26 protein-coding genes, 1 tRNA gene, 1 pseudogene and 1 riboswitch are annotated in these 23,352 nt (G+C 37.6%); of the genes and pseudogenes, 14 read left to right on the forward strand and 14 right to left on the reverse strand.

The genetic code is table 11. The annotated features are described in order from the left end of the window. Positions 1-42 precede the first annotated feature (42 nt). The 3 genes and pseudogenes from ACFOUV_RS11465 to ACFOUV_RS11475 form a co-directional block, all read right to left on the reverse strand. Complete coding sequence (locus tag ACFOUV_RS11465; RefSeq protein WP_379496909.1) at positions 43-1,812, reverse strand: extracellular catalytic domain type 1 short-chain-length polyhydroxyalkanoate depolymerase; 1,770 nt, start codon at positions 1,810-1,812, stop codon at positions 43-45. Positions 1,813-2,259: 447 nt separating this feature from the next. Beyond that, positions 2,260-2,436 (reverse strand): annotated as a pseudogene (locus ACFOUV_RS11470) (nucleoside hydrolase); the annotation flags it as partial. A gap of 188 nt (positions 2,437-2,624) precedes the next feature. After that, positions 2,625-2,753 (reverse strand): hypothetical protein, encoded by a 129-nt coding sequence (locus ACFOUV_RS11475; protein ID WP_379496910.1) that lies wholly within the window; start codon positions 2,751-2,753, stop codon positions 2,625-2,627. 216 nt (positions 2,754-2,969) lie between these two features. Between ACFOUV_RS11475 and ACFOUV_RS11480 the strand changes: the two genes are divergently transcribed. The 4 genes from ACFOUV_RS11480 (at position 2,970) to ACFOUV_RS11495 (ending at position 6,511) form a co-directional block, all read left to right on the forward strand. Beyond that, positions 2,970-3,422, forward strand: a complete 453-nt coding sequence (locus tag ACFOUV_RS11480) for a hemerythrin domain-containing protein (protein ID WP_379496911.1) — start codon at positions 2,970-2,972, stop codon at positions 3,420-3,422. A 130-nt stretch (positions 3,423-3,552) separates the two neighbouring features. Further along, the gene (locus ACFOUV_RS11485; protein ID WP_379496912.1) at positions 3,553-4,719 is read left to right on the forward strand and encodes an AI-2E family transporter; all 1,167 of its coding nucleotides are present in this window, start codon (positions 3,553-3,555) and stop codon (positions 4,717-4,719) included. Positions 4,720-4,962: 243 nt separating this feature from the next. Further along, on the forward strand, positions 4,963-5,814 hold the full coding sequence (locus tag ACFOUV_RS11490; protein ID WP_379496913.1) for a VOC family protein: 852 nt from the start codon (positions 4,963-4,965) through the stop codon (positions 5,812-5,814). Positions 5,815-5,872: 58 nt separating this feature from the next. After that, on the forward strand, positions 5,873-6,511 hold the full coding sequence (locus ACFOUV_RS11495) for an NAD(P)-dependent oxidoreductase (RefSeq protein ID WP_379497255.1): 639 nt from the start codon (positions 5,873-5,875) through the stop codon (positions 6,509-6,511). Between the two features lie 50 nt (positions 6,512-6,561). Here the strand turns inward: ACFOUV_RS11495 and ACFOUV_RS11500 are convergent, their stop codons facing one another. From ACFOUV_RS11500 to ACFOUV_RS11525, 6 genes are all read right to left on the reverse strand, one after another. Further along, entirely contained in the window at positions 6,562-7,422 is an 861-nt protein-coding gene (locus ACFOUV_RS11500) for a hypothetical protein (RefSeq protein WP_379496914.1), read from the reverse strand. Positions 7,423-7,601: 179 nt separating this feature from the next. Beyond that, positions 7,602-7,853, reverse strand: coding sequence for a hypothetical protein (locus tag ACFOUV_RS11505; RefSeq protein WP_379496915.1), 252 nt, complete (start codon positions 7,851-7,853; stop codon positions 7,602-7,604). 8 nt (positions 7,854-7,861) lie between these two features. Beyond that, entirely contained in the window at positions 7,862-8,248 is a 387-nt protein-coding gene (locus tag ACFOUV_RS11510; protein ID WP_379496916.1) for a transposase, read from the reverse strand. Between the two features lie 310 nt (positions 8,249-8,558). After that, positions 8,559-9,086, reverse strand: coding sequence for a YehS family protein (locus ACFOUV_RS11515; protein WP_379496917.1), 528 nt, complete (start codon positions 9,084-9,086; stop codon positions 8,559-8,561). A 26-nt stretch (positions 9,087-9,112) separates the two neighbouring features. After that, on the reverse strand, positions 9,113-9,460 hold the full coding sequence (locus tag ACFOUV_RS11520; protein WP_379496918.1) for a zinc ribbon domain-containing protein YjdM: 348 nt from the start codon (positions 9,458-9,460) through the stop codon (positions 9,113-9,115). A 143-nt stretch (positions 9,461-9,603) separates the two neighbouring features. Beyond that, positions 9,604-10,149: a DUF6155 family protein gene (locus ACFOUV_RS11525; protein ID WP_379496919.1), complete on the reverse strand. Its 546-nt coding sequence runs from the start codon at positions 10,147-10,149 to the stop codon at positions 9,604-9,606. 206 nt (positions 10,150-10,355) lie between these two features. Here ACFOUV_RS11525 and ACFOUV_RS11530 point away from each other — a divergent pair, with 206 nt between their 5' ends. From ACFOUV_RS11530 to ACFOUV_RS11540, 3 genes are read left to right on the forward strand one after another with little or no spacing between them, the layout of a single operon-like run. Beyond that, on the forward strand, positions 10,356-12,107 hold the full coding sequence (locus ACFOUV_RS11530; protein WP_379496920.1) for a class I adenylate-forming enzyme family protein: 1,752 nt from the start codon (positions 10,356-10,358) through the stop codon (positions 12,105-12,107). Positions 12,108-12,131: 24 nt separating this feature from the next. Beyond that, positions 12,132-12,614 (forward strand): acyl-CoA thioesterase, encoded by a 483-nt coding sequence (locus tag ACFOUV_RS11535; RefSeq protein ID WP_379496921.1) that lies wholly within the window; start codon positions 12,132-12,134, stop codon positions 12,612-12,614. A gap of 23 nt (positions 12,615-12,637) precedes the next feature. Then, on the forward strand, positions 12,638-13,903 hold the full coding sequence (locus ACFOUV_RS11540; protein ID WP_379496922.1) for a beta-ketoacyl-[acyl-carrier-protein] synthase family protein: 1,266 nt from the start codon (positions 12,638-12,640) through the stop codon (positions 13,901-13,903). 128 nt (positions 13,904-14,031) lie between these two features. On the opposite strand, the gene ACFOUV_RS11545 is transcribed toward ACFOUV_RS11540, so the two are convergent. Both ACFOUV_RS11545 and ACFOUV_RS11550 read right to left on the reverse strand, forming a co-directional pair. Then, positions 14,032-14,703, reverse strand: a complete 672-nt coding sequence (locus ACFOUV_RS11545) for a hypothetical protein (protein WP_379496923.1) — start codon at positions 14,701-14,703, stop codon at positions 14,032-14,034. Between the two features lie 21 nt (positions 14,704-14,724). Then, positions 14,725-15,366, reverse strand: coding sequence for a hypothetical protein (locus ACFOUV_RS11550; protein ID WP_379496924.1), 642 nt, complete (start codon positions 15,364-15,366; stop codon positions 14,725-14,727). Positions 15,367-15,555: 189 nt separating this feature from the next. Here ACFOUV_RS11550 and ACFOUV_RS11555 point away from each other — a divergent pair, with 189 nt between their 5' ends. The 5 genes from ACFOUV_RS11555 to ACFOUV_RS11575 all read left to right on the forward strand — a co-directional run bounded on the left by ACFOUV_RS11555 (position 15,556) and on the right by ACFOUV_RS11575 (position 19,923). Beyond that, positions 15,556-16,485 carry a hypothetical protein gene (locus ACFOUV_RS11555; protein WP_379496925.1) on the forward strand — a complete coding sequence of 310 codons (930 nt, stop codon included), beginning with the start codon at positions 15,556-15,558 and terminating at the stop codon, positions 16,483-16,485. 230 nt (positions 16,486-16,715) lie between these two features. Then, positions 16,716-17,762, forward strand: a complete 1,047-nt coding sequence (locus ACFOUV_RS11560) for an ATP-grasp domain-containing protein (protein WP_379496926.1) — start codon at positions 16,716-16,718, stop codon at positions 17,760-17,762. 24 nt (positions 17,763-17,786) lie between these two features. Further along, on the forward strand, positions 17,787-18,869 hold the full coding sequence (locus ACFOUV_RS11565; RefSeq protein ID WP_379496927.1) for a M20 family metallopeptidase: 1,083 nt from the start codon (positions 17,787-17,789) through the stop codon (positions 18,867-18,869). A gap of 380 nt (positions 18,870-19,249) precedes the next feature. Then, a complete protein-coding gene (locus tag ACFOUV_RS11570) occupies positions 19,250-19,666 on the forward strand; it encodes a helix-turn-helix domain-containing protein (RefSeq protein ID WP_379496928.1) in 417 nt (138 codons plus the stop codon). Between the two features lie 176 nt (positions 19,667-19,842). Continuing rightward, complete coding sequence (locus ACFOUV_RS11575; protein WP_379497256.1) at positions 19,843-19,923, forward strand: putative holin-like toxin; 81 nt, start codon at positions 19,843-19,845, stop codon at positions 19,921-19,923. Here ACFOUV_RS11575 and ACFOUV_RS11580 read toward each other — a convergent pair. Both ACFOUV_RS11580 and queF read right to left on the reverse strand, forming a co-directional pair. Further along, on the reverse strand, positions 19,911-20,303 hold the full coding sequence (locus ACFOUV_RS11580; RefSeq protein WP_379496929.1) for a recombinase family protein: 393 nt from the start codon (positions 20,301-20,303) through the stop codon (positions 19,911-19,913). The two genes, ACFOUV_RS11575 and ACFOUV_RS11580, sit on opposite strands and share 13 nt — an antisense overlap. Positions 20,304-20,468: 165 nt before the next feature. Continuing rightward, positions 20,469-20,969 (reverse strand): preQ(1) synthase, encoded by a 501-nt coding sequence (gene queF, locus ACFOUV_RS11585; protein ID WP_379496930.1) that lies wholly within the window; start codon positions 20,967-20,969, stop codon positions 20,469-20,471. 125 nt (positions 20,970-21,094) lie between these two features. Further along, positions 21,095-21,141, reverse strand: a riboswitch (PreQ1 riboswitch). Positions 21,142-21,351: 210 nt separating this feature from the next. On the opposite strand from queF, the gene ACFOUV_RS11590 reads away from it, so the two are divergent. After that, positions 21,352-21,564, forward strand: coding sequence for a hypothetical protein (locus ACFOUV_RS11590; protein WP_379496931.1), 213 nt, complete (start codon positions 21,352-21,354; stop codon positions 21,562-21,564). 209 nt (positions 21,565-21,773) lie between these two features. Here the strand turns inward: ACFOUV_RS11590 and ACFOUV_RS11595 are convergent. Beyond that, positions 21,774-21,846: transfer RNA gene (locus ACFOUV_RS11595), tRNA-Val, on the reverse strand. A 246-nt stretch (positions 21,847-22,092) separates the two neighbouring features. On the opposite strand from ACFOUV_RS11595, the gene ACFOUV_RS11600 reads away from it, so the two are divergent. Then, positions 22,093-23,313, forward strand: coding sequence for a hemolysin family protein (locus tag ACFOUV_RS11600; protein ID WP_379496932.1), 1,221 nt, complete (start codon positions 22,093-22,095; stop codon positions 23,311-23,313). The last annotated feature ends 39 nt before the right edge of the window (positions 23,314-23,352 follow it).

Here is a 23,352-nt window from a genome sequence, read left to right on the forward strand (position 1 = left end):
AAATAAAATTATAACCGTTATAGTTACCTACTACAACTCAGCTTAATTATCACTATTAAAAATCAGTTTCGGTTCATAATTAGCCGTTTCTCCTCCATAAAACTCTATGAAGCTCGAGTTGAATCCTGCTGTCGTTTCAGCCTTTAATCTAAATTGTGTCATTCCATTCAGGTTTAAATTGGACAAGCTACTTACCGGAATTTCAACGTCTATATACGCAGCATCAGAACTGGAAAAACTTACTACATTGGATACAGTTGACGCATTTGAATAATCCGTCTGCTCAATCATGGAACTACTTCCATATACACCTGCTTTAATGTCTAATTGAAGTGATGAAACCGATCCTTGAATTACTTTGGTGTATAAACGCAGCTTTGCAGATTGAATTGGTTCTATTAGTGTACTAGTATCAAAAGATAAAACACCTCGATACGTATCAGTATTATACATTCCTTTATCCCCGACCTTAATAGCCAGATTACTTTTTCCGTCGGCGGTATAACGCCCTACAAACCCATCTTCACTACCAATAGAGGATATGATTGTCTGTTCCCCTGGCGTAACCATTTCAATAATATACGCTTCTTGTTTTATTGATTCTGTATTTCCATCACTATCCTGGCTAAAAAATTTTAATGTTGTGTCCTCTGTAATCGTAATCGGCTCCATATATATTGTAGAGTTAACATTTGGCTTCGTGCCATCTACGGTATAATAAATTGTTGCTGGTTCATTCGTATTAAGTTCAACACGAACAGAATCATAAAATGTTCCACCATTCGGGCTTGCTGTTGTTTCAGGTATGTCTGGTTCTGGATCATCTTCATTAGAAAAGGATTCAAAGAATTTCCACATCATTTGACTTGCATCAGGACCCTTTGAATCTGTATAGCTCCCTTCAGAACTCCCCCCAGACCACGCATGCCCCATGTTTTGTACAATTACTTTCTTCATCCAAACCTTACCATCCTGACCTGTATAATCATTTACGGTATAACTTTTTCCTGACGGCACTTGGAAACTCTCTATATAATCAGGCTGATCATCAATCCAGTCATCCTCAGAACCTGTTGCAGCCAAATCATTTGTCAACGCCCATTGTGAAATGACCTGATCTCCATTAACCCTGTTAACTGTATAGTCAGAAGTTCCATGAACAACAATCACCGGCAAAACATCAGCCTGACTTCCCATTGCCTGGTAAGCTAATCTTCCCTGCTGTAACGGGTTGGGACCACCACTCGACATGGCAGGGAATGCATCAATCATATTCGTTGCTGCTTTGTATTCAAGTCCCGCTCCAACTCCGACACCTGAAAAAATATCCGGATAGGTTGCACCCATAATAACGCTCATGGCTCCTCCGGAAGAGAGACCTGCAACAAATACTTGATCTTCCTCAATAGAGTAATCTGATTTTACTAATTGAACCATACCAGCAATTACACTCGGCTCTCCAGTTCCACGGGACTGATGAGATGTTTCAAACCAATTCCAACATTTACTTGCGTTTGCACCGGAACTTTGCTCAGGATAAAGAACGAGAAATCCCTCTTCCTCTGCGAGCGCATTCATTTTTGTTCCTGCAGCAAACTGACTAGCATCCTGAGTACAGCCATGAAGCATCACATATAATGGATAATCTTGACTTTGATCATAGTCACTTGGAATATATAAATCAAAGGTCTTTCCACCATAAGATCCAGAAATGGTATCCACTTCTGCTTTGGTGACAGAAGGTAAACCAAACAAAGAAACTACTAATGTTAAACATAAACCAATGAGCCAATTTCTTTTTGCAGTTAACAAAAAAACAACCCCTTTCTATTGTTATATGAAATGGTAAGAGGTTGAAGTTACAGACTAGTTACAATGTTGCCAGTTCTATCTCTTACACAGTCCCCTTTTTACTGGTGAAGAGAGGACAACTATGAATAGGAAAGGCTGGTATATCGTTTAAAATTTTCCTAGCATATATTGATAACGACTACTATTGGGAGGGCTTTAATTGTCAGAGTACATTGCTTCAGTAAAACAATGGTGCGAAGAATTATTAAATACTTATCACCATTCAATTAATGATTCTCGAAAAAGTACGGATACAGAAACGTTAGATAAATGAGAGGAACAATTAATCCAATTTAAGGAAGAACTTTCAACGAATGCATGAGGATGAAGGCACATTGCTTTCATCCTCATTTCAATTAATCATCGGCCAGCCTTGACTATTTACATTTTTTGATTGAAAAGTTCTTTTCCTTGCCCAAAACGGTCGATTATTTTTCTGCTGGCAAATACGGCGGGCTCCAAATAGCAGTCGGCAGGAATTACACTTACACCAGTTAAATCAATATCTTCCATTTGCAGTAATAAAAATAACGAAACTGAATCATCTACTCCGCCATCATAATTTAAATACACTTTCTTTTTCAAGTTGTTACCTCTTCTTGTAAATGTCGGAGATACGAATCCAGAAAAATACTCTTCGCATCATAACTGATTAGACAATTTTTTAAAAATATTATCTTTTTCTATTCTATATCTTATAATACAAGGAAATAAAAAAAGCATCTCTCCTATGTAAACATACAAAAGAGATGCTCTTTCCAAAAGCAATCTTGCTACTTTCTAACTGGCGTGCATACTGCATATAAATTATCCGATGAGTCAGACAGATTTACTTCAATAATTCTATATCCCCCACCATTTATCTCGTTGATATTTGAGCTTATCATCCCATTGGTATCCATAAGTCTACTTCCTTCCTAATAAATTTCTCACACAGAAGTTAATATATGCAAGAAGTTTCAAAGTGTGCATGATTATTTATAAAAAGATTCCATTCCTCTACTGTTTGATTTTACTTACCAAATAAGGATATACTCTTCTTAACAATGCTAAAGCTCCTAAACCTTCTCAATAACCCCTACCCTTTCTCCACACATTCCTTAAGAGGAGGCACTTTAATGACAAAACATAAGGGTATCAAACGTCATGAATCACTGAAACCTTTGTCACGTCACCATATGATTGGTCTGCACTTAGCATTAAAATTAAAAAGAGCTGGAAAAGAAGAAAGTCGATTAACGGTAGATGAAATAAAACAAGAAGCCACAGATTTCTGGAATCCGAATGGGCAACAACATTTCCGAGAAGAAGAGGAAATTCTTCTCCCCGCATACGACCAATATGCAGCTATTGATCAACCAGAAATAGTGGAAATGCTTTTAGAACATGTTAAAATACGGGCCAGGATCAATGAACTTATACGTTCCGAAACGATTAACTTAGACCTGATGCACGAGTTGGGCAGCCTGTTGGAAACACATATTCGAAAAGAAGAACGTGTGATTTTTCCAATGATAGAAAAAGCACTACCTGAAGACAAGCTTAAGGAACTTGCACCGTTCTTACATTAAGGGGTACAACTTATACCAATATTGGCGATTACTAAAGTATGACGGGTAATCGCCTATTTGGTTTAAGCTCTTTTCTAATAGAATATTCCCGCTAATTCATCTATAATTACATTAAAAAAGGAGACTAAAGATGAAGCAGACGAGTAGATTTATGCGTTTTCTAGGTGGTCGTGATTTATTTTATATGTTGGCCCTATTATTACTAATAGGTATAACTATCTTTATTTACAATCAAATTTCATTTATCTTTTATCCGTTGAATGTCATTCTTTCAACGATTGCACCCCCAGTTATCCTGGCATTTATTGTCTATTATTTATTAAATCCAATCGTAAACCTGTTGGAGCGAATGCGAATTAAACGTATTTGGGGAATTCTGATTATTATTTTGGGTATTAGTGGTCTATTAACCGGGATCATCCTGCTTTCAGCCCCTGCGATTCAAAGTCAGGTGACAGATCTAGCTGAAAATTTCCCAACCTATTTAAACCAAATGGGTGAAGGCATCACAACCTGGTTGCAAAACTCATTTTTAGGTCCTTATTATGATGAAGGGTATAACTGGTTTATAACTAATTTCAGTGACATACCCGAAATGATCGGCGGCTATTTAGTTGATGCCTTTCAAAGTGTTCGGAATGTAGCAAATACACTTACGACCGTTGTTGTTACTATCATTACATTTCCATTTATTCTCTTTTTCCTATTAAAAGATGGAGATAGATTCAAACGTTTTTCTTTAAAATTATTGCCTCCAAAATATAGAAAAGATGTAAACCATATCTTACATAATATGGATACTCAAGTTGGTTCGTATATTCAAGGACAAATCATTGTTGCTTCTTGTATCGGTATTTTACTATTTATTGGTTATCTAATCATTGGATTGGATTATGCGATCACGCTTGCAATCATTGCTGCTATAACGAGTGTCGTTCCCTATCTAGGACCAACCATTGCAATTATTCCGGCGATTATTATTGCCTTGGTTGATTCGCCATTTATGTTATTAAAACTAGCAATCGTATGGGCAGCAGTACAATTTTTGGAAGGAAATTTTGTTTCACCAAATATTATGGGGAGAACAATGAAAATACATCCTCTCACCATTATTATTGTTTTACTTATTGCAGGAAATTTAATTGGAATTATTGGGGTAATACTTGGTATTCCTGGGTATGCCATGTTAAAAGTAATCGTAACCTACTTATTCAGCAAGTTTAAACAGCGCTACAATAAATACTATGGTGAAGATTATGGATCCTATCAACTATCAGATGAAGAAGAAACAGATTAATGCAGATACAGAGGGACAGGTTTGAGGTGACCCTATATCCCTACTAATCTAGTTTCTAATGTGTCGATTGAAATGTAAGACAATCCTTATGATACAAGGCCTAGTCCCCTCGTCTCACTTTTAACCTTTAAACAAGCTACTTGACGAAATACTATTACACAAATATACTTACTTACATAAAGTAACAAATAATAGCTACTACAAGCGGCATAATATAACTCAAGAGGTTAAGGAGACTAAATAATGAATTTTCACAGCAAAGCACATACTTTTGTGGGCCATGTACGAATTAAAGTTGAAAACATAGAGAAGTCTCTTGAATATTATCAAGAGATTATCGGTTTTCAAATTTTAGAACAAAATCAAACATCAGCAAAATTAACGACAGATGGAAAAACAAGCATCTTGTCATTGGAACAACCGGAAAACGGTATATCAAAGCAAGGAAAGTCGACAGGCCTCTATCATTTCGCCATTCTCTTACCTCAGCGGTCAGATCTAGCGAATATTGTCAATCACTTGAATGAAAAAGGTATTCGATTCGGGTCATCCGATCATCTTGTCAGTGAAGCACTTTATTTAAAAGACCCAGATGGAAATGGCATCGAAATTTATATAGATCGTGAGCCTTCTTCCTGGAGCTGGAACAATGGAGAAGTAGCCATGACAGTGGATCAATTAGATTTTGAAGATCTTTCTACGAGCTTGATTCCAGGGCAATCCTGGAGTGGTCTACCAGCTGAGACGGTCATGGGTCATATCCATTTACATGTATCCGAATTGGAAAAGACAGAACAGTTTTATCGAGAGGGCCTTGGATTTGATGTTGTAAACCGCTATGGAGGACAAGCACTATTTATCTCTACTGGTAACTATCACCATCATATTGGATTAAATACATGGAATGGCGTAGGTGCACCAACCCCTCCTGCTAATAGTCCTGGCCTGGAATCATTTACACTTATTTTGCCGAATGTGGAAGCAAGGAATCAAGTGGTGGGCCACTTAATAAGTATTGGTGCATCTGTTGCAGAAGAAAATGATACTTTTATTACTCACGACCCTTCTGGGAATCGTATTGTTTTAGCTATTTAACATTTGTGGATATTAGGGATTTTCAAAAGTAAAAAAATAGCTATTGGAGGAAATAATGATGGATATTGCAGTTATTGGAGCAAGTGGAAAAGCAGGTAATCTTATTTTGAAAGAGGCGGTTAATCGGGGACATCAGGTAACAGCTATCGTAAGAGATGCCTCAAAACTTATCGATAAAAATGTTGCAGTCATTGAAAAAAATATCCTTGATCTTACAACAGAGGATGTAGAACAATTTGAAGTAATCGTAAATGCCTTTGGTGCTCCTCTTGGGGAAGAGCAGGCACATGTGGATGCCGGGCATGCTTTAATCGAGGCTGCAAAAGGAACAGACACAAGAGTAATCGTTGTCGGAGGTGCGGGTGGCCTTTATGTCGATGAAGCTAAAAACGTTAAGGTTATCGATACTCCCGATTTTCCAGATGTAGTTAAACCAACTGCCAAAGGACAAGGACGCAATCTGGAGGAACTACAGGCAACAACAAATCTAAGATGGACATTCATTAGCCCTTCTGCCATCTTTGATGCGGAAGGAAAGCGTACCGGGTCTTATCAGTCAGGAAAAGATAATCTACTTGTTAACTCAAAGGGCGAAAGTTATATTAGCTACGCTGACTATGCAATCGCCGTTTTGGATGAAATTGAAAATCCAAAACATCTAAATGAAAGATTTACAGTGGTTGGAGAAGCTGAGTAAGGGACTGAGTTACAGAGGAACCTCGCACCAGAAGGTTCCTCTAGCTCTCCCTAATTTTCAAAGCTTATATATTTTTGAGCGATTTGAGGATAAACCCCCTCGATATGATACCACAGCCAATAAAAGGCATAATTCTTCCTGCCAATTGTACCTTCAAGTAAGATTCCTGGACGGACATTTTCTGCAGGGAAATCTGTAACTTGATAAGTTTTTGTTGAATCAATGTCACAGAGAGTAACTAGATTCCCAGCTATACTTTCTACTTCAAAAATGCTGTTTATAGTGTCATCACAATCCTGTAATTCATTTTCAATTCTGGATATGTCTTCCATTGGGTTCCAATCTCCTGCATGTAATCGAGGAAATGAATGTAAATGCAGTTCATTTAATAACTGTTCGCAACTACGAAGTTCTGAAGCAATGTTTTCCGCGTACTCCTTTACGGCTTTATAGCATGTTGTTCCGATACGTTTATCAAGCCATTTTACAAATTTCATGAGCTGCGTGAGAAAAATTTCGGATTCGTTATGTTTGGTGGATAGTTTCATATATTGCGGGTAACAAGTGGAAATAAATTCTTCCCAAAATGTAGACTGACATTCTTTCCATGAAGAGGGACAATTATTTTCAAGATGATCAGTAAAAAATTTTGAGAGAATATGGAGAAACTCATTTACGTGTTGACTTGCCATATTATTCCGTTTATACGCAATTAAATCAGCTCCATAAAATTCAAGTAGACCACGGTAACGCATCTCAAATTGAGAAGCAATTTTAAATTCTTCCATAAATTCCTTATGTTCATCAGGATGTGAAAACGTATGTACCCAAGTTTTCACTTCGATTTGCTTCTGACGGTTGTTTCCTTCTTTCTGTTCACTGTCGAAATTATACTGTCTATGGTTTGGCATAAACCCATCTCCTTTTTTTATTTTAGCAGAACAGAGGACAGATCCTCCTTCCATCAACTTTGGATTTAGTGCACGCGGTCAATAACGCTTTTAGATATACCTGTGATTCTTGCTAATTGGCGAACTGTTACGCCATTCATCCCTTTTACCTTCAGAATTATTGCATCTCTTTTTTCCTTTTAAAGCTGTTGCAATGCGCTGCTATTAGGTATTCCTAATCTAGTCAAATGACTTCTTACTTCGCTATCAGGTATTCTCACTTTATCGTGATCATCTAAACAAAGATCATCATTGGATTCTTGCATATATTGGGTAAACAATTGGATGGCTTTACTTCTTTCAGTGGAAAACAATGTGAGCGGGAAATCAATATCAACGATGTCTGTATGGCCAAGGTACTCATTTATACTTGTCCATTTACATTCAAACACGTTAGTCGCTATTCTGGCTTTACGGGGTTTTGGTGTATGTATCGGAGAACAGTTAAGAAATAAGTGATCGTTTCTACATTTTCACTTTTGAATCTTTCCTGAAATAAATGTCCAGAACGTTCGTATTTATCATTGTACCAATACACATAACTTGCGCTAATCCTTTGAATTGCTTTCGAAACTGGTTCCTCGGTCTCCTTCAACAATAAGTGGATATGATTATCCATTAAGCAGTAACAAAAAATCCTAAATTTACTTATATCTTTAAATCTTTTTATCGTTTCTAGTAATCTAATCCTGTCATTATCATCTTCAAATATAGTTTGCCTATTTATTCCTCGTAACATAACATGATAGATTCCATTACGACTTTTCCTTCTTGGTTTTCTTGGCATATATTATCACCTTCAAGACTTCAAATAACTTTATATAACAACAAGATAAGCTATTAAGAACACAAAGTCAAGAACACTCGTTCGCACTAAAAAGCTATTTCTGTATCCTTTTGACACTAAAAATAAAATTTCTTTTGAATTATTTCAGGTTACTATTGAAAATCCGCAGTTTAAAAGGAATGAAAAAGTTTATTTAAGGGAATTTAAAAAAGTTAGGAAAAAATTCCCTAACCCATCAATGAATAGACATTGGGACAAGTTTCCTGACCCTGCGTCCCGGCCGGGGACAGGGTTCCTGTCCCCGCTGTCCCTAGTCCCTATATTTTATTGCTAGTCCTTTTAGGAAATTTCTGGCGTATCTGTCTCCACATTTTCTATAATTATTATGGCCTTCTTTTCTAAGTATGGCGCTTAGTTCCCCTTTTGCAATAACAACTCCCGCTTTTTCCAATATATCAAGCATATCCTCACTTGTTAATGTGAGTGCTATTTTCAATTTTTTCAGCAATACATTATTCACACTGGCATTATTTTTGATTGTCATTGGAGGATTTTCAGATTGCCCGGGTTTTGGATCTTGTTTTCCTCGTTTAAATATAATTAGACCGTTTAAAAATGACTCCAACATGAAATTATCGCATGGGATGTGCTCTTCATCAATAACCACCTCATTGCCATCTTCTTCATCGTAACTGTCCTTTGATTTTGTAAGAATCTTTAGTACATCTTCTTTTGTTACTTCGATGCCACCAAGTTTAAATATCTTTACCATATCCGTATTTTTTATATCTAAAGCATATCTTAATCTAATTAAAATATCATTATTATTCATATCCATGTTTAAATCCTCCTAGATAATCCAAACTACAGCTTCTTCACAAATTTTGATTTGATATAAAGCACTCCAAAACCGTCCACCTTACCTTCCAGGTCATGCCCTCCGTCTACTTCATCAATAATTCGGATATTTTTTACTTTCGTTCCCATTTTAAGAGGATTCGAACTGCCCTTTACTTTCAGATCCTTGATAATCGTAATGGTGTCGCCATCTGCAAGCATATTTCCGTTGGCATCTCTTATAGACTTGCTTTCCTCATTTTCAACTTCAGCTTCAGCCGTCCACTCATGTCCACATTCGGGACAGATATATAGTGCCCCATCTTCGTATGTATATTCAGATTGGCATTTCGGGCAATCAGGTAATTTGTGCATTTTTTTGCACTCCTTTTTATTTTGCTGTATTAGTTATCGAATATCAATTTTATTACAGTTATAATGCGATAGCAACTGACTGTCTGGAATTTCTAAAGATAAATTCCTGAAATCCCATAATGTGTCACCACCCTCTTCCCCTATCATCTTCCCACCCTAATAGAATAATAGAGTTCCTTTATCGAATCATGATATCCCCATCCAATATTTTCTGAATTAATGACAACAGCATATAATCGTTCCTGGAGGTCATTAAATAGATCTTCATCCTTTTCACACGCTGTTACTACTTTTTCGTACATGGACTCCATATCCCCATAAAATTTTCCATCGATATCCCCATATGTATTTGTGAATGTTGTTCCAATTTCAACATAATACAACATTAAGTCAAGCGTTTTTTTATGATCTTTGGCGGCCTTTTTAAAGTTATTAATTGCCTTTTTCACTTTTGCAGAGCGCAACTTTCCAAACCCATTATCCGTATGGAACTCACCTTCTATCTCTTCCTTTGTTTCCTCATACAATTCCGAAATCGTCTCATTCCTACTTAATTTATCAGACAGATGATGCTGTACATCATCGTATTGTTCATATAATTCTGCGATAAGACGAATAAGCTCTTTTTGATCGTAGTCCTTTAACTTGCTTTTTAGTTCCGGAATATCCAGTTGAGTTACCTTTGCCATTACTACTCCTCCCAGCCTAATCGTTCCAATTCTCTATCTAACTATTAACCTTTATTATATCATTCCATCGTTAACGATTTAACACTAACTAAAACATACCAAAATATGGTGTGCAAGTAGAATTTTTTGTAGGTACACCATTAAAGCTATATAATGAACTTTAAATGTTCAATTTATTCCACTTAATCAAGAGGAGGTCCTATTACATGCCAATAAGTACGAAAATAAATTCAAATAGCGCAAGACTTCAAAGTGTTAATGAAAGACGGGATGCACTTGAAGAGCAGTTTCCAGTCTGGCCAAGGGACACATTCGCTACTCATTTCTCAAGGGCTTGTGAAAAATATAACGAAAGACCTTTCATACACATGCCAGATGAAACAGCTACATATGGAGAGATTTGGAAAAATGCTTATCAATATGCGCAAGCATTTTTAAATCTTGGAGTGAAAAGACGAGATCACATCGCCATATTAATGGAGAATCAACCAGTATACCCATCCCTCATGATTGCTTCTTCCCTTATTGGTGCTGTTTTCATTCCCATTAATACAATGCTTAGTAAAGATGAACTGGCCTACATAATTAGTCAATCTGACTCTCGCTTTTTGATTACGCAACAATCCATTAAGGGAAATAAACACGGTGAGTCCATAGCAAAATTACTGGATGATCCTGACTTTCGTGAAGAGAGCCAATTACAACAGGTGATCTGCATTCCGGATGAAAAAGAACCACTGGATGAGCGCTTTCAAACGTGGGATGGATTTTGTAAAGGGGCAGAATCTGTTCCGGACGAGGAGCTCGAGAAAAGACGGAGTGAAACTTATTATCCGGATGAGGTTGCAGCGATTATCTACACATCCGGGTCTACCGGAAAATCGAAAGGCGTTATGCTCACAAGTGAAATGCTGTTGCGTTCAGCTTACAGCACCTGTATAAGTAGAGCAATTGAGGATGGACGTGTAACATATGCGCCTTTGCCCTATCATCATTGCTTCAATCTTATTGAGGGCATTTTGGCGATGTCCTTTGTCGGTGGGTCACTCGTATCGCCTCCGAATTTCTCCCCACTTGCTTCCTTGGAAATGATGGAGAAATTCAAGGCGAATGATTTTCTTTGTGTCTCGTCAATGCTCGTTCCATTACTGAACCATCCACGTGTATCCGAGTTTGACTTGTCAAACCTGTTTGCAATGTGGTGTGGTGCAGCACCCACTCCTGTTCCTATATGGAAAAAAGCAGTAGATTTGCTTGGCTTGACAGAAGTTATTACCGGTTATGGTCAAACAGAAGTGGCCTCTTCCGGAGTTACAACTGAGATCGGTGATCCAATTGAACTTGTTTCATCAAGGGTTGGACGTCCCAAACTCGGTGGTGTAAGTGCAGTGCCAGAGTTTAATGGCAGTACCGTACAATACAAAACAATTAACCGGGACACAGGTGAGGCATTACCATATGGCTCAGTTGGTGAACTTGCAGTCAGAGGAACAACGGTAACACATGGATATTATAAGAAACGAGAAGAAACTGCTGAAGTGATTGATAAAGACGGATGGTTACGTACAGGTGACGTTGGAAGAATTGATGAAAATGGTTACATCGAACTTCTTGGCAGAAGTAAAGATTTATATAAGGTTTCGGGAGAATTAGTCTCGCCTAACGAAGTCGAAGAAGTTATCTCAAAACATCCTGCAGTTAACCAAGTCTCTATTGTCGGGGTCCCAGATACCGTTACAACTGAAGCTGGTGCTGCATTTATAGAGTTAAGAACAGGGGAGTCCTGCTCACGGAAAGATATTGTTAATTGGTGTTCTACCCGCATTGCTCGTTTTAAAACTCCGCGCCATGTCTGGTTTGTGGAGCCAACTGACTGGCCGATGACGAGTACTGGCAAGGTACAGAAATTTCGTTTAAGGGAAATAGCAGAGGAAAGACTTTCAACAAGGAATAAGTAGTTAACACAGGAGGAGCGTTAAAAAATGAATAATACATGGCATCAACAAATAATGCGTGTCCAATATAAAGATACTGACCAGATGGGTGTCGTTCATCATGCCAATTATGTAAGCTTATTTGAAGTTGGGCGTACCGAATGGATGCGTAATGCTGGGTTTGCCTACAGCAAGATGGAAAGCATGGGACTTTTGTTGCCTGTCGTTGACCTGAATCTTAATTATCTCAAACCTGGTCGCTATGATGATGTAATTGCTATTTTTACAAAAGTAAGCCAATTTTCCAAAGTGCGTTTGCAGTTTGACTATGAGGCTAGAAGGATTGGCGATGCGTCGTCTTTCTCTACTCAATTGCCTCCGTCCGGCCAAATCGACACACCACATGGCGAACTTCTTGCTAGTGGAACGACGCTGCATACGTGGGTCAATCTTGAATGGAAGCCGGTGCGGATTGATAGGGTAGCTCCTGAAGTGTATGCGTTGCTTCAATCGGAAGAGTTTTTAAAATAAGTTAATTTAAAGGGGATTTTATTATGAATGAACCAATGAAAATAGCAGTCACTGGAATGGGGACTGTCACCCCATATGGTGTTGGACTTTCGACATTTTGGGATAATTTGATAGCCAACCGTTCAGCAGTGGGGACAGTTGAAGATGAGCATCTTCGACAATGGTCACCTGTGGGAGCACGTGTGCCCAATTTCACGCCTACCGATTTCTTACCAAAGAAACTTATTAAAAATACAGATCGATTTACACAGCTTGCACTTATCGCAGCGGCTGAAGCACTCACAAATGCAGGTATTCTCCAAAAAGATGGAGTAACACTCGCACCAGGCATTGACCCGGAGCGGATTGGAACATCGCTTGGCTCTGCCTTTGGAGGTATTCAGTCTCTTGAAGAAGGATCCGGAAAATTAGCTACGGGCGCATCAAAACGTGTTGGACCACGTATGATTTCGAAATGTATCCCGAATTCTGCAGCCGCAACGATTGCTATGCAATATGGACTCCAAGGTCCTTCCGTCACACATGTTACAGCTTGTGCAGCATCTGCAAATTCAATTGGAGAATCCACCTTCTGGTTTTGGCGTGACGATGTAGACTTTGTTCTTGCAGGTGGTGTAGACAGTTTATGGTCCCCTGCCTTCTTATCCGGTTTACGTGATATGGGAGCACTTGCGACAACGGGACCAGAAGACGATACGACCTGGTCCCGTCCTTTCGATGAAAATCGGAATGGTATGCTTATGGGAGAAGGTTCCGCATTGTTTGTTCTGGAGCCATTAGAAAAAGCCAAAAAACGGGGAGCACATATACATGCTGTGTTGGCTGGATATGGTGCTTCCAATGATGCGTATCATGATACAGCTCCACATCCTGAAGGAACAGGTGCTGCATTAGCAATTAAACGTGCCCTACGCTCCGCTAATTTCGAAGCATCGGATATCGATTATATCAATGCACATGCAACATCAACCAAGGCAGGTGACATTGCAGAGACTAAAGCGCTCCGTACGATATTCGGTGAGCGATTGGATACAATTCCTGTCAGTTCGATTAAGGGTGCCATCGGCCATCTTCTTGGTGCCGCTGGGGCAATTGAAAGCGTCGCTAGCATTAAAGCAATTGAAACCGGTATTTTACCTGCCACATTACATTGTAATGTGCGAGACAAGCAGGCACCAATTGATGTGGTCCCAAATGTCAGCCGTCATAACCAGAACATTCGAACCGTACTCAGTAATTCATTTGGTTTTGGTGGGCAAAATGGTACCTTAATCTGGCAAGCGCCATAATTATTATTAATCTTATAAACAATGAAGAGGAGGATACAGGTACTAAGGGTGTTGCTTACTTAGTACCTTATTCACTTTTGGCTACAAATTAGAAAAAGCCACCTTAACTTCAGGCAGCTCTTTCCCAACTATACATGTTCATCCATCGTATCTAGTGAACCCATATGACTTGCAATCATGGCAATCAATGTGCTTGCTTCTTCTTTACTAAATGTAAGAATTGTTTCATCCTCTACCATATCTTCATTACCTGTAGATATACGGTTGGTTCGCTTTATAACACCCTCGCCAGTATCCTGCGCAATCCCAAACTGATAAGATATATCCGCTTCATCTTCTTTGTAATAAGCAGTTACCTCTGGAGTTTCCCAATCTACATCTATTTCTTCTAAAAATAATTCATCTTCCATCTCATCTGATTCATGTGACTCATATGAATCATCAAAATTTGTCTCATCATCCATAATTTCTTCTTCAGAAAGGTTATCATCATCGATATATTGATGGAAACTTTCATGAACTACATCAATAATGTCCTCTATATCCTTAAGAACTACCTTACTGACATGACCATAATAGGGGTCAATAGACTGAATATAAAACTCTTCATTTGGTGCATCAAAAAATAGCGTACAAAAATAATCCCTGTCCTCTTCCCCACTATCGGTAAAAAAGTCAATTCTCGGATGTCTTGCCCCACGCTCAATTATCATCCTGCCATTTTCATCATATTTTTCACAAATTGAATTTAGACTATCCTGTAGCTCCCCACAGACTCTGTCAAACCACTCCAAATGCATACGAGCTCATCCTTTCATCATCTATTCCTGATAATCCATCGGACTCAAAGCATCCATATGACTGGCAATCATCGCTATTATGGTACTTGCTTCATCCCTGCTGAAAATAAAGTGTTGTTCATCTTTTATTAAATCCTCGTCCTCTGTCCAAATACGGTTCGTTCTTTTTAAGACACCATCACCCGTTTCTTGAACAATTCCGAACTGATAAGATACTTCCACTTCTTCATCTTCCTCGATATAAGCAGTCACCTCTGGAGTTTCCCATTCCACATCGAATTCACCTACGACTATTTCGTCTGAATTACCAATAGTAGTTTTATCATCAATCCATTCATCTTCGGTGAGATCTTCATCCATATAATTATGGAAACTTTCATGCACGGCATCAATGATATCCTCTATATCAGCCAGTACTACTTTACTAACATGCCCAAGTTCCGGTTCATAAGATTGAATATAGAATTCTTCATTATGTGGATCAAAGAAAAGTGAGCAGAAATAATCTCTATCAACCTCATCCGTTTCCACGAAAAAGTCAATCCTCGGATGTCTTGCCCCACGCTCAATTGACATCCTGCCATTTTCATCATATTTCTCACAAATTGAATTAAGACTATCCTGCAGCTCACCACAAACTCTGTCAAACCATTCTAAGTGCATACAAATTCCCACCTTTCTATTGTCTGTACCTTTATTATGACCCGCTAGTGAAAATTCTCTCGGCTTTTCGGATAAAATATGTAATTTATTTTCATCACTCGTTTTGGATTGAAAAGGATGATAGTACCCTTGTATCTTCTAATTATTGTTGATATTCTTTTAGTGAGGTAATAATAAGGAGGTACAACTTTGAATAGATGGTTAATTACGACTGCATTCATGTCACTGATAGCACTTTCGGCTTGTGGCACGAGTCAGCTAGAATATAAAAGTGGTTCAGGTTCCGAGGTAACGGAGAAACAGGTAATCGATCGAAAAGTTAAAGAAGAAATCACCCTGGAATCAGCGGAAAAAGATGAAGCTTTAGAAGAGACAAAGTCATCAGATAAAGAATCGGTTGTCCCTGAGGGAAAGTCTGAGGAACGCGAGCAAAATCCTATAAATGACCCAAAAGAAGAGCCCGAAAATACAGAAGAAGTCCCTGACCAAAAAGATCCGGTCGAAGAGATAGAAAGGGAAAATAAACCAGAAGAAAATAACAGCCCGGAGGTTGATCCAGCACCAGAAACCTCGTTAGAAGAGAAAAAAAACGAAACACCAACCGATTTTGACCAATACCCAAAAGGACAATTTGCGGTGGATGGAAGTCCAGGACAGACTGTAAACAATAGTACTGGTGAATTTACAATTGAGAGATCAGCAGCTGTTAGTCCTGTAAATATTGGTCCTATGAACATTCATGTTGAAAATATCAAGCTTGTCAGCGGTGAAGTAACCGAGAAATCAATCGCAGGAATCTCAGGTAAACACGTGAGGTTCCTCCAAATTGATGCAATACTGCAGAACACAAGCGATGATCCAATTCAATTCTTCTTTGCTACAACAACACTTGATTTAAATGGACAACAACTTACTGCCCACAGTATGTTTAGTGGGATTACGGATGGAAATTATGGCACTCAGACACCAAGGAACGCGACATTAGTCTATATGCTAAATGAGGATCATAAGACTTCAGATGAACTAAAGAACTTGACGATCAATATTACAGCTAATCCAATAGACAAAAATACAGGTTTGGAAGTTGGAAGTGGCACCACAGTAGATGTTTCTTTCTAGCCCTGCTTATAAGGAAAAAAACAAGCACAATTTCTGTTATGGAAGCATTGTGCTTGTTTTCTTTTTTATCCACACTTGCAATATTCATATGACCTTTTCTATATGGAGTTACCAAGGCTTATTCGTCCATTTCATTCTGTTTAAAGTTTAGTCATTAAGATTAAGATATTTGATGACGGGTATAAAGAATAATGTCTTGAACTGATTAAAAAATGGGGAGTGTATCAACTTTGAATATTCTACTAACATCGAGTGCTAGACGTATAGACTTTGTAGGCTTTTTTCAGGATGCGTTAAGAAACGCAGGAATTAATGGAAAGATTATTGTAGCCGATCCGGAGCATAACGCACCTTCGCTTCAAGTTGGTGATGAAAACTATGTGATTCCTCATCAAACAGATACACGGTACATCGAAGCAATAATTGAAATATGCAAGAAACATGAAGTGGAATGCCTTGTCCCGTTAAATGATTGGGAAGTGCCTAAACTATCTGCGCATAAAAAAGAGCTTGAAGAAATGGGTGTATCTGTCTTTACACCAGATAAAGCTATTGTCGAGCAAGTACGAGACAAAGGAAAATATAGGGAACTGCTGCAATCATTTGAAGTGATGGCACCTCTATCCTATCTAAATATAGAAGATGCTCTGAAGGCATTGGAAAATAACGAGGTTTCATTCCCACTTATCGTGAAGCCCCGTAACGGTTCTGCCTCGATAGGGATTGAAATTGTCCATAATCCGGAAGATTTAAAATTCGCTTACCAGCACTCCGTTCAACAAATAAAGGAAACTCCATTGGATGATGCCACTTACAAAAGACCCGAAGATAATGTCATTATCCAGGAAGTAATTGAAGGGGAAAAATTTAGTGTGGATATGTTCAACGATCTAGACGGCCGCTTTCTCGCTTCCTTTATTCGAAAGCAATTGGATATGAGGGGTGGAGATATTGATCGGTGTATTACAGTAAACTCCCCTGAGTTACAAAGCATCGCTAAAAAAACAGGGGAAAACTTGGGTCATGCAGGTTATATGAATGCTGATGTATATTACGATGGCACAAATTATTATGTCATTGATATCAATCCTCGTTTTGGTGGAGGCTATGCATTCACCCATAAGGCAGGTGCAGATGTTCCGGCCGCAATCATAGCGCTAACTGCCGGCAATCAGCTAAACGATGATTGGTTGAGTCAAGATTCTGGTATTGAGCTAGCCCGCCATGACACTGTTGTTCAAATTGATAAGGAAAAGGTAAAGAAAATTATTGATTAAAAAATGACATGTAGGAGGGATATAATGGGTGATCCTATCCCATTACTAGAAAAACTAATAGAAATAGATAGTTCTGATAAATCAGGAGCAAACGTGGCTGTGGATTATTGCGGAAAATGGTTGGAAAACCAAGGACTCTCCGTGGAAAGAATTAAAAATAATGATTTCCATATGTTAGTGTGTGAAATTGGCCAAGGGGATAACACGATTGTATTAAATGGTCATATCGATGTCATTGAAGGTGAAGATGAACAATTTCAACCTTATATAAATGACGGAAAAATGTACGGTCGTGGTTCTGTGGATATGAAAGCAGGAGTGGCGGCTTCGATGGAGACGGTTGCACAGTTAAAAGACAGCAACCTAACATCCAGAGTCATGCTTCAAATCGTACCTGATGAGGAAACAGGTGGACTCCACGGTACAAAGTATTTAACTGAAAAAGGTTATCTGGGAGATTTTATTATTTGTGGTGAACCGACAAATATGGGTATTGCCATCCAGTCGAAAGGTGTACTGCAGCTTGATTTTGTTGTTCGTGGAAAACCGGCTCATGGAAGTCGCCCATGGGAAGGTAATAATGCAATTACGAATGCCTATAATCTTTATGAAGACATTCTCAAGCTTCCATTTGCAGAAGAGACTGCCCCACCAATGTACGACAAACCATCTGTAAACCTTGCTAAAATAAAGGGTGGAACCGTATATAATAAGGTGCCTGAGGTATGCGAGATGTCACTTGATATTAGATATTTACCAGAACAATCACCTGATGAGATCTTTAAGCAAATCGAAAAAATCACAGAAGGAACCGTAAAAACGCATATTTGCAACCGCCCAGTCAAGACGAAGGAAGATAATCCTTACGTCGAGGCACTCGCTAATTCGATAAAGAACCAAACTCAGCTCGAGAATGTAAATATATTTGGCCAGCACGGTTCCAACGATGGACAATTTTTTACCGAGTATGGAGGATCTGCCGTAGAATTTGGACCAGTTGGACATGACTGGCATGGTGATCATGAAATGGTTTATGTAGACTCAGTAAGAGAATATCAAAACGTACTGGAAGACTTTGTATCCTCGTTTGATAACAAAAACAAATAATCCTATTGAATAAAAAGCACCAGAAGAAACCCACCAATCTAATCCTTGTTGGGTTTCTTCGTTCAGGAGGCCTTATTTTTACCGCAAAAAGCGGAAACAGGCTTGAGTCCCGTAAGAAAATTTACCTAAATGGAATTTTTGGACAAGGCAACGAATATGTAACTAAGAGGAGTATGTTCTCCCCCCCTGGAATCATGCATCTATATGCTGGATCAAATTTTTAGGCTTGTCCTAAAGAATTTACTATAAAAAACCATTTCTTCCTTTGTCAAAGGTATCATGGATAATTTCGATAACTTCATCTTTATCATTATGTTTATCATTTGTCATTTTTATCATCCTTTCAGTTATACAATTTCCAATTCTGAGGTGATTTATACGTGAAGGAAATAACAATCAAGCTAAAAGACGAGACATACGAACAGATAAGAGAAATAACGGAACTGGAAAATTTAATCAACCGCCACCGTGATAAAAATCGAAATGACAATTATAAAATCGAGGAATTTATTGTCGGTAGTATCATTGATAAAATGGAACAAATTAAACATTTTGATTTAATCAATCCATTTAGTGAAAATCAACGACAACCTTGCATAAAAAATCGATTTAAAGAAATAGCAAAACAAAAGAAGATTTATATTAAAGATATTGCTGATCAGTTGAACATGCAGCCGCCAAATATTAGTAAAATATTCAATAATGTGTCTCAACCCCGCCTCGAACTATTTATCAAAATTTGGTTTGTCCTTGGATGTCCACCATTACATCAATGCATTTATTTAGAAGAAGATTAAGTTTAGTATCTTAATCTTCTTTGTTTTTGTAATTAAATGGAATAGGACATGCACACCGTCACATATCATTAAACATAATTAAATCTCCATAAACATATCAAAAACATTATGGCTAGCTTTTCAATTCAAATAGGAATAATTTGTCTCCGACTTTGAAGGAAAGGGGGGGACGACAAATGACAGTATTCGAATCGCTGGTCCTCATGATTTCATTTGGAACATTATTGGTTGCAGTATTGTCAGATCACAAAAAATAACTTATTTCACTTCCCTCTCGTATTTCTTCATATATTTCCGACCTATCAGGGAAATTTTTGATATAGATTACGTCTTCTACAGATTTCTTCAATCTAGGCATAACAAAATTAATTCTTCTCTTCTCTCTTTCTAATCGATCAAAAGAATAGACTACAACAATATCAATGTTTTCTTCTGTGTTGGCAAGGTATTTCAAAAGTTCATTCAATCCTGGTCTCATTAAGTTGGAATAACCAATATCACTAAAGGTTTTTAACCGTTTGATGTTGCTTATTTTGAGGAATCTTTCAATTCTATCCTCTATATTAACTATATTTTCTACTGGTTGAATTGTTCTCTGGGTGTACAATAATCCCGTCCTGGGCTTTTTAATATTCATTATTGCTTCCCACCTACTTTCAATTCACGTATTGCAACGCTATATATTAGTTATAATCAAAAAATATAAAAGCTATACATCTGTGAACTGACAAAAAGGGCCAGTTTCCCGCTATTTTAGTATGCTAAAATAGTGGAAACTGACCCTGCATATGTCTAAATTCTCTTACCGATTATCAATTTTCTCCGGATACATATCATGGTTCATTAAACGATGATTTGCCATTTCTTCGTATTTAGTTTCGGGTTTCCCATAGTTACACCACGGGTCAATTGAAATTCCTCCACGTGGAGTAAATTTCCCCCAAACCTCTATATACCTTGGATCCAATAATTTAATTAAATCATTCATAATAATATTGACACAGTCTTCATGAAAATCCCCATGATTACGGAAGCTGAATAAATATAATTTCAATGATTTGCTCTCCACAATTTTTTCATTTGGTATATAGGAGATATACATCGTCGCAAAGTCCGGCTGCTTTGTTATCGGACAAAGACTGGTGAACTCCGGACAATTGAATTTCACAAAATAGTCGCGATTTGAATGCAGATTATCAACTGACTCCAAAACTTCGGGTGCATAATCAAATGAGTAATCTACTTCCTGATTTCCAAGCAAAGTTAAATCCTTCAATCCTTCTTTATCAATACGGCCAGACATATAAAAATCCCCCTAATCTAAATTGTTTTCTCACGTTTTACGGGGATTAATCTCCCCCTCCTCTAAACAAACAACGGATGAATTATAAAAAGCCACATCCAATATGGACATGGCATTATAGTCACGTATCCATAGTTTTTTATAGAGGGTATCAGCTATGAACCTCTTCCGCAAACGTATAATATAACACTAATCATACCACAAATCACACCCAAAAAGGAAGCACGGGGACGGTTCTCTTGCTTCCTATATATTGAATTGTATAGGGAAATCGTTACATACAAAAACGATAAAATGGTAATATTTACATTTTCGAACGTCTTTTTTATTTGCTACAATTATCACTAGAGTTATCACGTACATAGATTAAGGAGACAAATAAATGAACTACTTAGAAATCGCACAAGAACATAAACTTAATCTTATTGAAGTAAGCATACTTGTTCAACTTGAAAAAAGATACCCAACAGCAGTTTCCATGGAGGAACTGACAACCGATGAAAAAGTATATTGGCAAGTCATGAAACATGTTAGTACTTTAGTAAAAAAAGACATTGTAGAAAAGGATGAGCAAAAATATAGGGTAAAGAAATAAAATTTTGTCGAATTTTATATCTATATTAGTGCTGATTTGGTGCAAAAGATTTTGTGACCAAACCACAATTCAAAATTTATTTCCTATTTTAGATCATGTAGCTAACTAATAATGGCTAGGCAAATACGCCTAGCCATTATTTATATCGCCAAACATAAAAAAAGCCTGTTCCCCTTAATATATAAGGGATACAGGCCTCTGTTCTATAATGATTCCGATTGGGCTCGAACCAACGACCTCATGCCTGTCAAGCATGCGCTCTCCCAGCTGAGCTACGGAATCGAATATAATGGATAATTAAAACTATAACTTCCTTCACTCAAACTGTCAATATAAAATCTGCAATAATTTGGACGTGAATGGATATTTTGTGAATAATGAAGGATAAATAATATGAGCAGATTGTATATGATGCTATAGAAATTTTAACTCGCAGTTATGGTACTTCAATTGCTATCATCATTCTTCTATCTAAGATACAAGAAAATGTGTATAATTAATTGAAGTTAAATCAAGGAGGAAACATCTGTGATCATCGCGATCATCCTATTATTATTTGTTTCATTTTTCTTTTCAGGAAGTGAAACCGCACTAACTGCAACAAATAAAATGAGGTTACAAACTAAGGCTAACAATGGTGATAAAAAATCTGCAAAGTTGTTAGAATTGGTATCGAAGCCGAGTGAATTTATTACATCTATTTTAATCGGAAATAATATAGCAAACATTGTATTACCGACCCTCGTTACCACGCTAGCTTTTCAACATGGGATCGATGTAGCTCTGGCCACCGCTGTTTTGACTGTCATCATCATTATCTTTTCTGAAGTAATTCCGAAATCGATTGCTGCAGCTTTTCCTAATAAGATTGCTTATCTTGTTTATCCAATTATACGAATTGTTATCTTTATTTTGAAACCGATAACGATTGTTTTGAATTGGTTAACTGGAACGATTACCAAGACGCTTTCAAAGGGACAAACGCGCACGGAATCCATTTCGAAAGAAGATTTTCATGCAATGATTGACATCGCCGGCTCAGAAGGAACTTTCCGAAAAGATGAAACCTTTCGTATTAAAGGCGTACTTGACTTTCAGAATCTAAATGTAAAAGATGTTCTGCAAACACCAAGGAGAGAAATTGTTTCTCTGCCAAGTACAGCTGTATATGAAGAAGTCAGGGATATTGTCATGCATCATCCGTTCACAAGATATCCTGTTCACAGAGAGAATATCGATAACATCATTGCTGTATTTCATTCCAAGTATTTAATACAATGGTCCACTGAACCCGAAAAATCACTTAAAACTTTCAGTGATACCGATCCACTTCTTGTTTATGAGTTTCATTCCATGGAATGGGTATTAAAGAAAATGACGATTGACAAAAAGCATATGGCTATCGTGTTGGATGAATACGGTGGAACAGAAGGTATATTAACTCATGAAAATGTCATTGAAGCAATGATTGGACTGGAAATTGAAGATGAAATAGATATTGAGATTGATCAGATGGTTGAAAAGCTAACGGAAACAGAAATTATATGTGACGGTAAAATGACATTGCACCGTTTAAATACTATTTTCCATATAGATTTGCCCGAAGAAGAAGATGTGCTCGCAGGATATTTATTAAAGGAATTTAATGATTTCCCTGAAAAGGAAGAAACGATTGAGAGAGAGAATTTGACTTTTAAAATAATGGAACTAGAAGGTAGAACTATTCGGAAAGTGCAGATTATTAAATAAACCTGAAACTCACCTATTCAAAGGATGAGTTTCAGGTTT

The sequence above is a fragment of the Oceanobacillus longus genome (genome assembly GCF_042650085.1).
In the GTDB taxonomy this organism is placed as follows: domain Bacteria; phylum Bacillota; class Bacilli; order Bacillales; family Amphibacillaceae; genus Oceanobacillus; species Oceanobacillus longus.

What these genes read in the sequence shown, in the direction of transcription:
- ACFOUV_RS11580 (WP_379496929.1), bottom strand. Translation starts at nt 20,303, where the DNA reads ATGAATATTAAAAAGCCCAGGACGGGATTATTGTACACCCAGAGAACA.
- ACFOUV_RS11550 (WP_379496924.1), bottom strand. Translation starts at nt 15,366, where the DNA reads ATGCACTTAGAATGGTTTGACAGAGTTTGTGGTGAGCTGCAGGATAGT.
- ACFOUV_RS11480 (WP_379496911.1), top strand. Translation starts at nt 2,970, where the DNA reads ATGACAAAACATAAGGGTATCAAACGTCATGAATCACTGAAACCTTTG.
- ACFOUV_RS11530 (WP_379496920.1), top strand. Translation starts at nt 10,356, where the DNA reads ATGCCAATAAGTACGAAAATAAATTCAAATAGCGCAAGACTTCAAAGT.
- ACFOUV_RS11590 (WP_379496931.1), top strand. Translation starts at nt 21,352, where the DNA reads ATGAACTACTTAGAAATCGCACAAGAACATAAACTTAATCTTATTGAA.
- ACFOUV_RS11500 (WP_379496914.1), bottom strand. Translation starts at nt 7,422, where the DNA reads ATGCCAAACCATAGACAGTATAATTTCGACAGTGAACAGAAAGAAGGA.
- ACFOUV_RS11510 (WP_379496916.1), bottom strand. Translation starts at nt 8,248, where the DNA reads ATGCCAAGAAAACCAAGAAGGAAAAGTCGTAATGGAATCTATCATGTT.
- ACFOUV_RS11535 (WP_379496921.1), top strand. Translation starts at nt 12,132, where the DNA reads ATGAATAATACATGGCATCAACAAATAATGCGTGTCCAATATAAAGAT.
- ACFOUV_RS11545 (WP_379496923.1), bottom strand. Translation starts at nt 14,703, where the DNA reads ATGCATTTGGAGTGGTTTGACAGAGTCTGTGGGGAGCTACAGGATAGT.
- ACFOUV_RS11485 (WP_379496912.1), top strand. Translation starts at nt 3,553, where the DNA reads ATGAAGCAGACGAGTAGATTTATGCGTTTTCTAGGTGGTCGTGATTTA.
- ACFOUV_RS11575 (WP_379497256.1), top strand. Translation starts at nt 19,843, where the DNA reads ATGACAGTATTCGAATCGCTGGTCCTCATGATTTCATTTGGAACATTA.
- ACFOUV_RS11565 (WP_379496927.1), top strand. Translation starts at nt 17,787, where the DNA reads ATGGGTGATCCTATCCCATTACTAGAAAAACTAATAGAAATAGATAGT.
- ACFOUV_RS11540 (WP_379496922.1), top strand. Translation starts at nt 12,638, where the DNA reads ATGAATGAACCAATGAAAATAGCAGTCACTGGAATGGGGACTGTCACC.
- ACFOUV_RS11495 (WP_379497255.1), top strand. Translation starts at nt 5,873, where the DNA reads ATGGATATTGCAGTTATTGGAGCAAGTGGAAAAGCAGGTAATCTTATT.
- ACFOUV_RS11475 (WP_379496910.1), bottom strand. Translation starts at nt 2,753, where the DNA reads ATGGATACCAATGGGATGATAAGCTCAAATATCAACGAGATAAATGGT.
- ACFOUV_RS11520 (WP_379496918.1), bottom strand. Translation starts at nt 9,460, where the DNA reads ATGCACAAATTACCTGATTGCCCGAAATGCCAATCTGAATATACATAC.
- ACFOUV_RS11515 (WP_379496917.1), bottom strand. Translation starts at nt 9,086, where the DNA reads ATGGATATGAATAATAATGATATTTTAATTAGATTAAGATATGCTTTA.
- ACFOUV_RS11490 (WP_379496913.1), top strand. Translation starts at nt 4,963, where the DNA reads ATGAATTTTCACAGCAAAGCACATACTTTTGTGGGCCATGTACGAATT.
- queF (WP_379496930.1), bottom strand. Translation starts at nt 20,969, where the DNA reads ATGTCTGGCCGTATTGATAAAGAAGGATTGAAGGATTTAACTTTGCTT.
- ACFOUV_RS11525 (WP_379496919.1), bottom strand. Translation starts at nt 10,149, where the DNA reads ATGGCAAAGGTAACTCAACTGGATATTCCGGAACTAAAAAGCAAGTTA.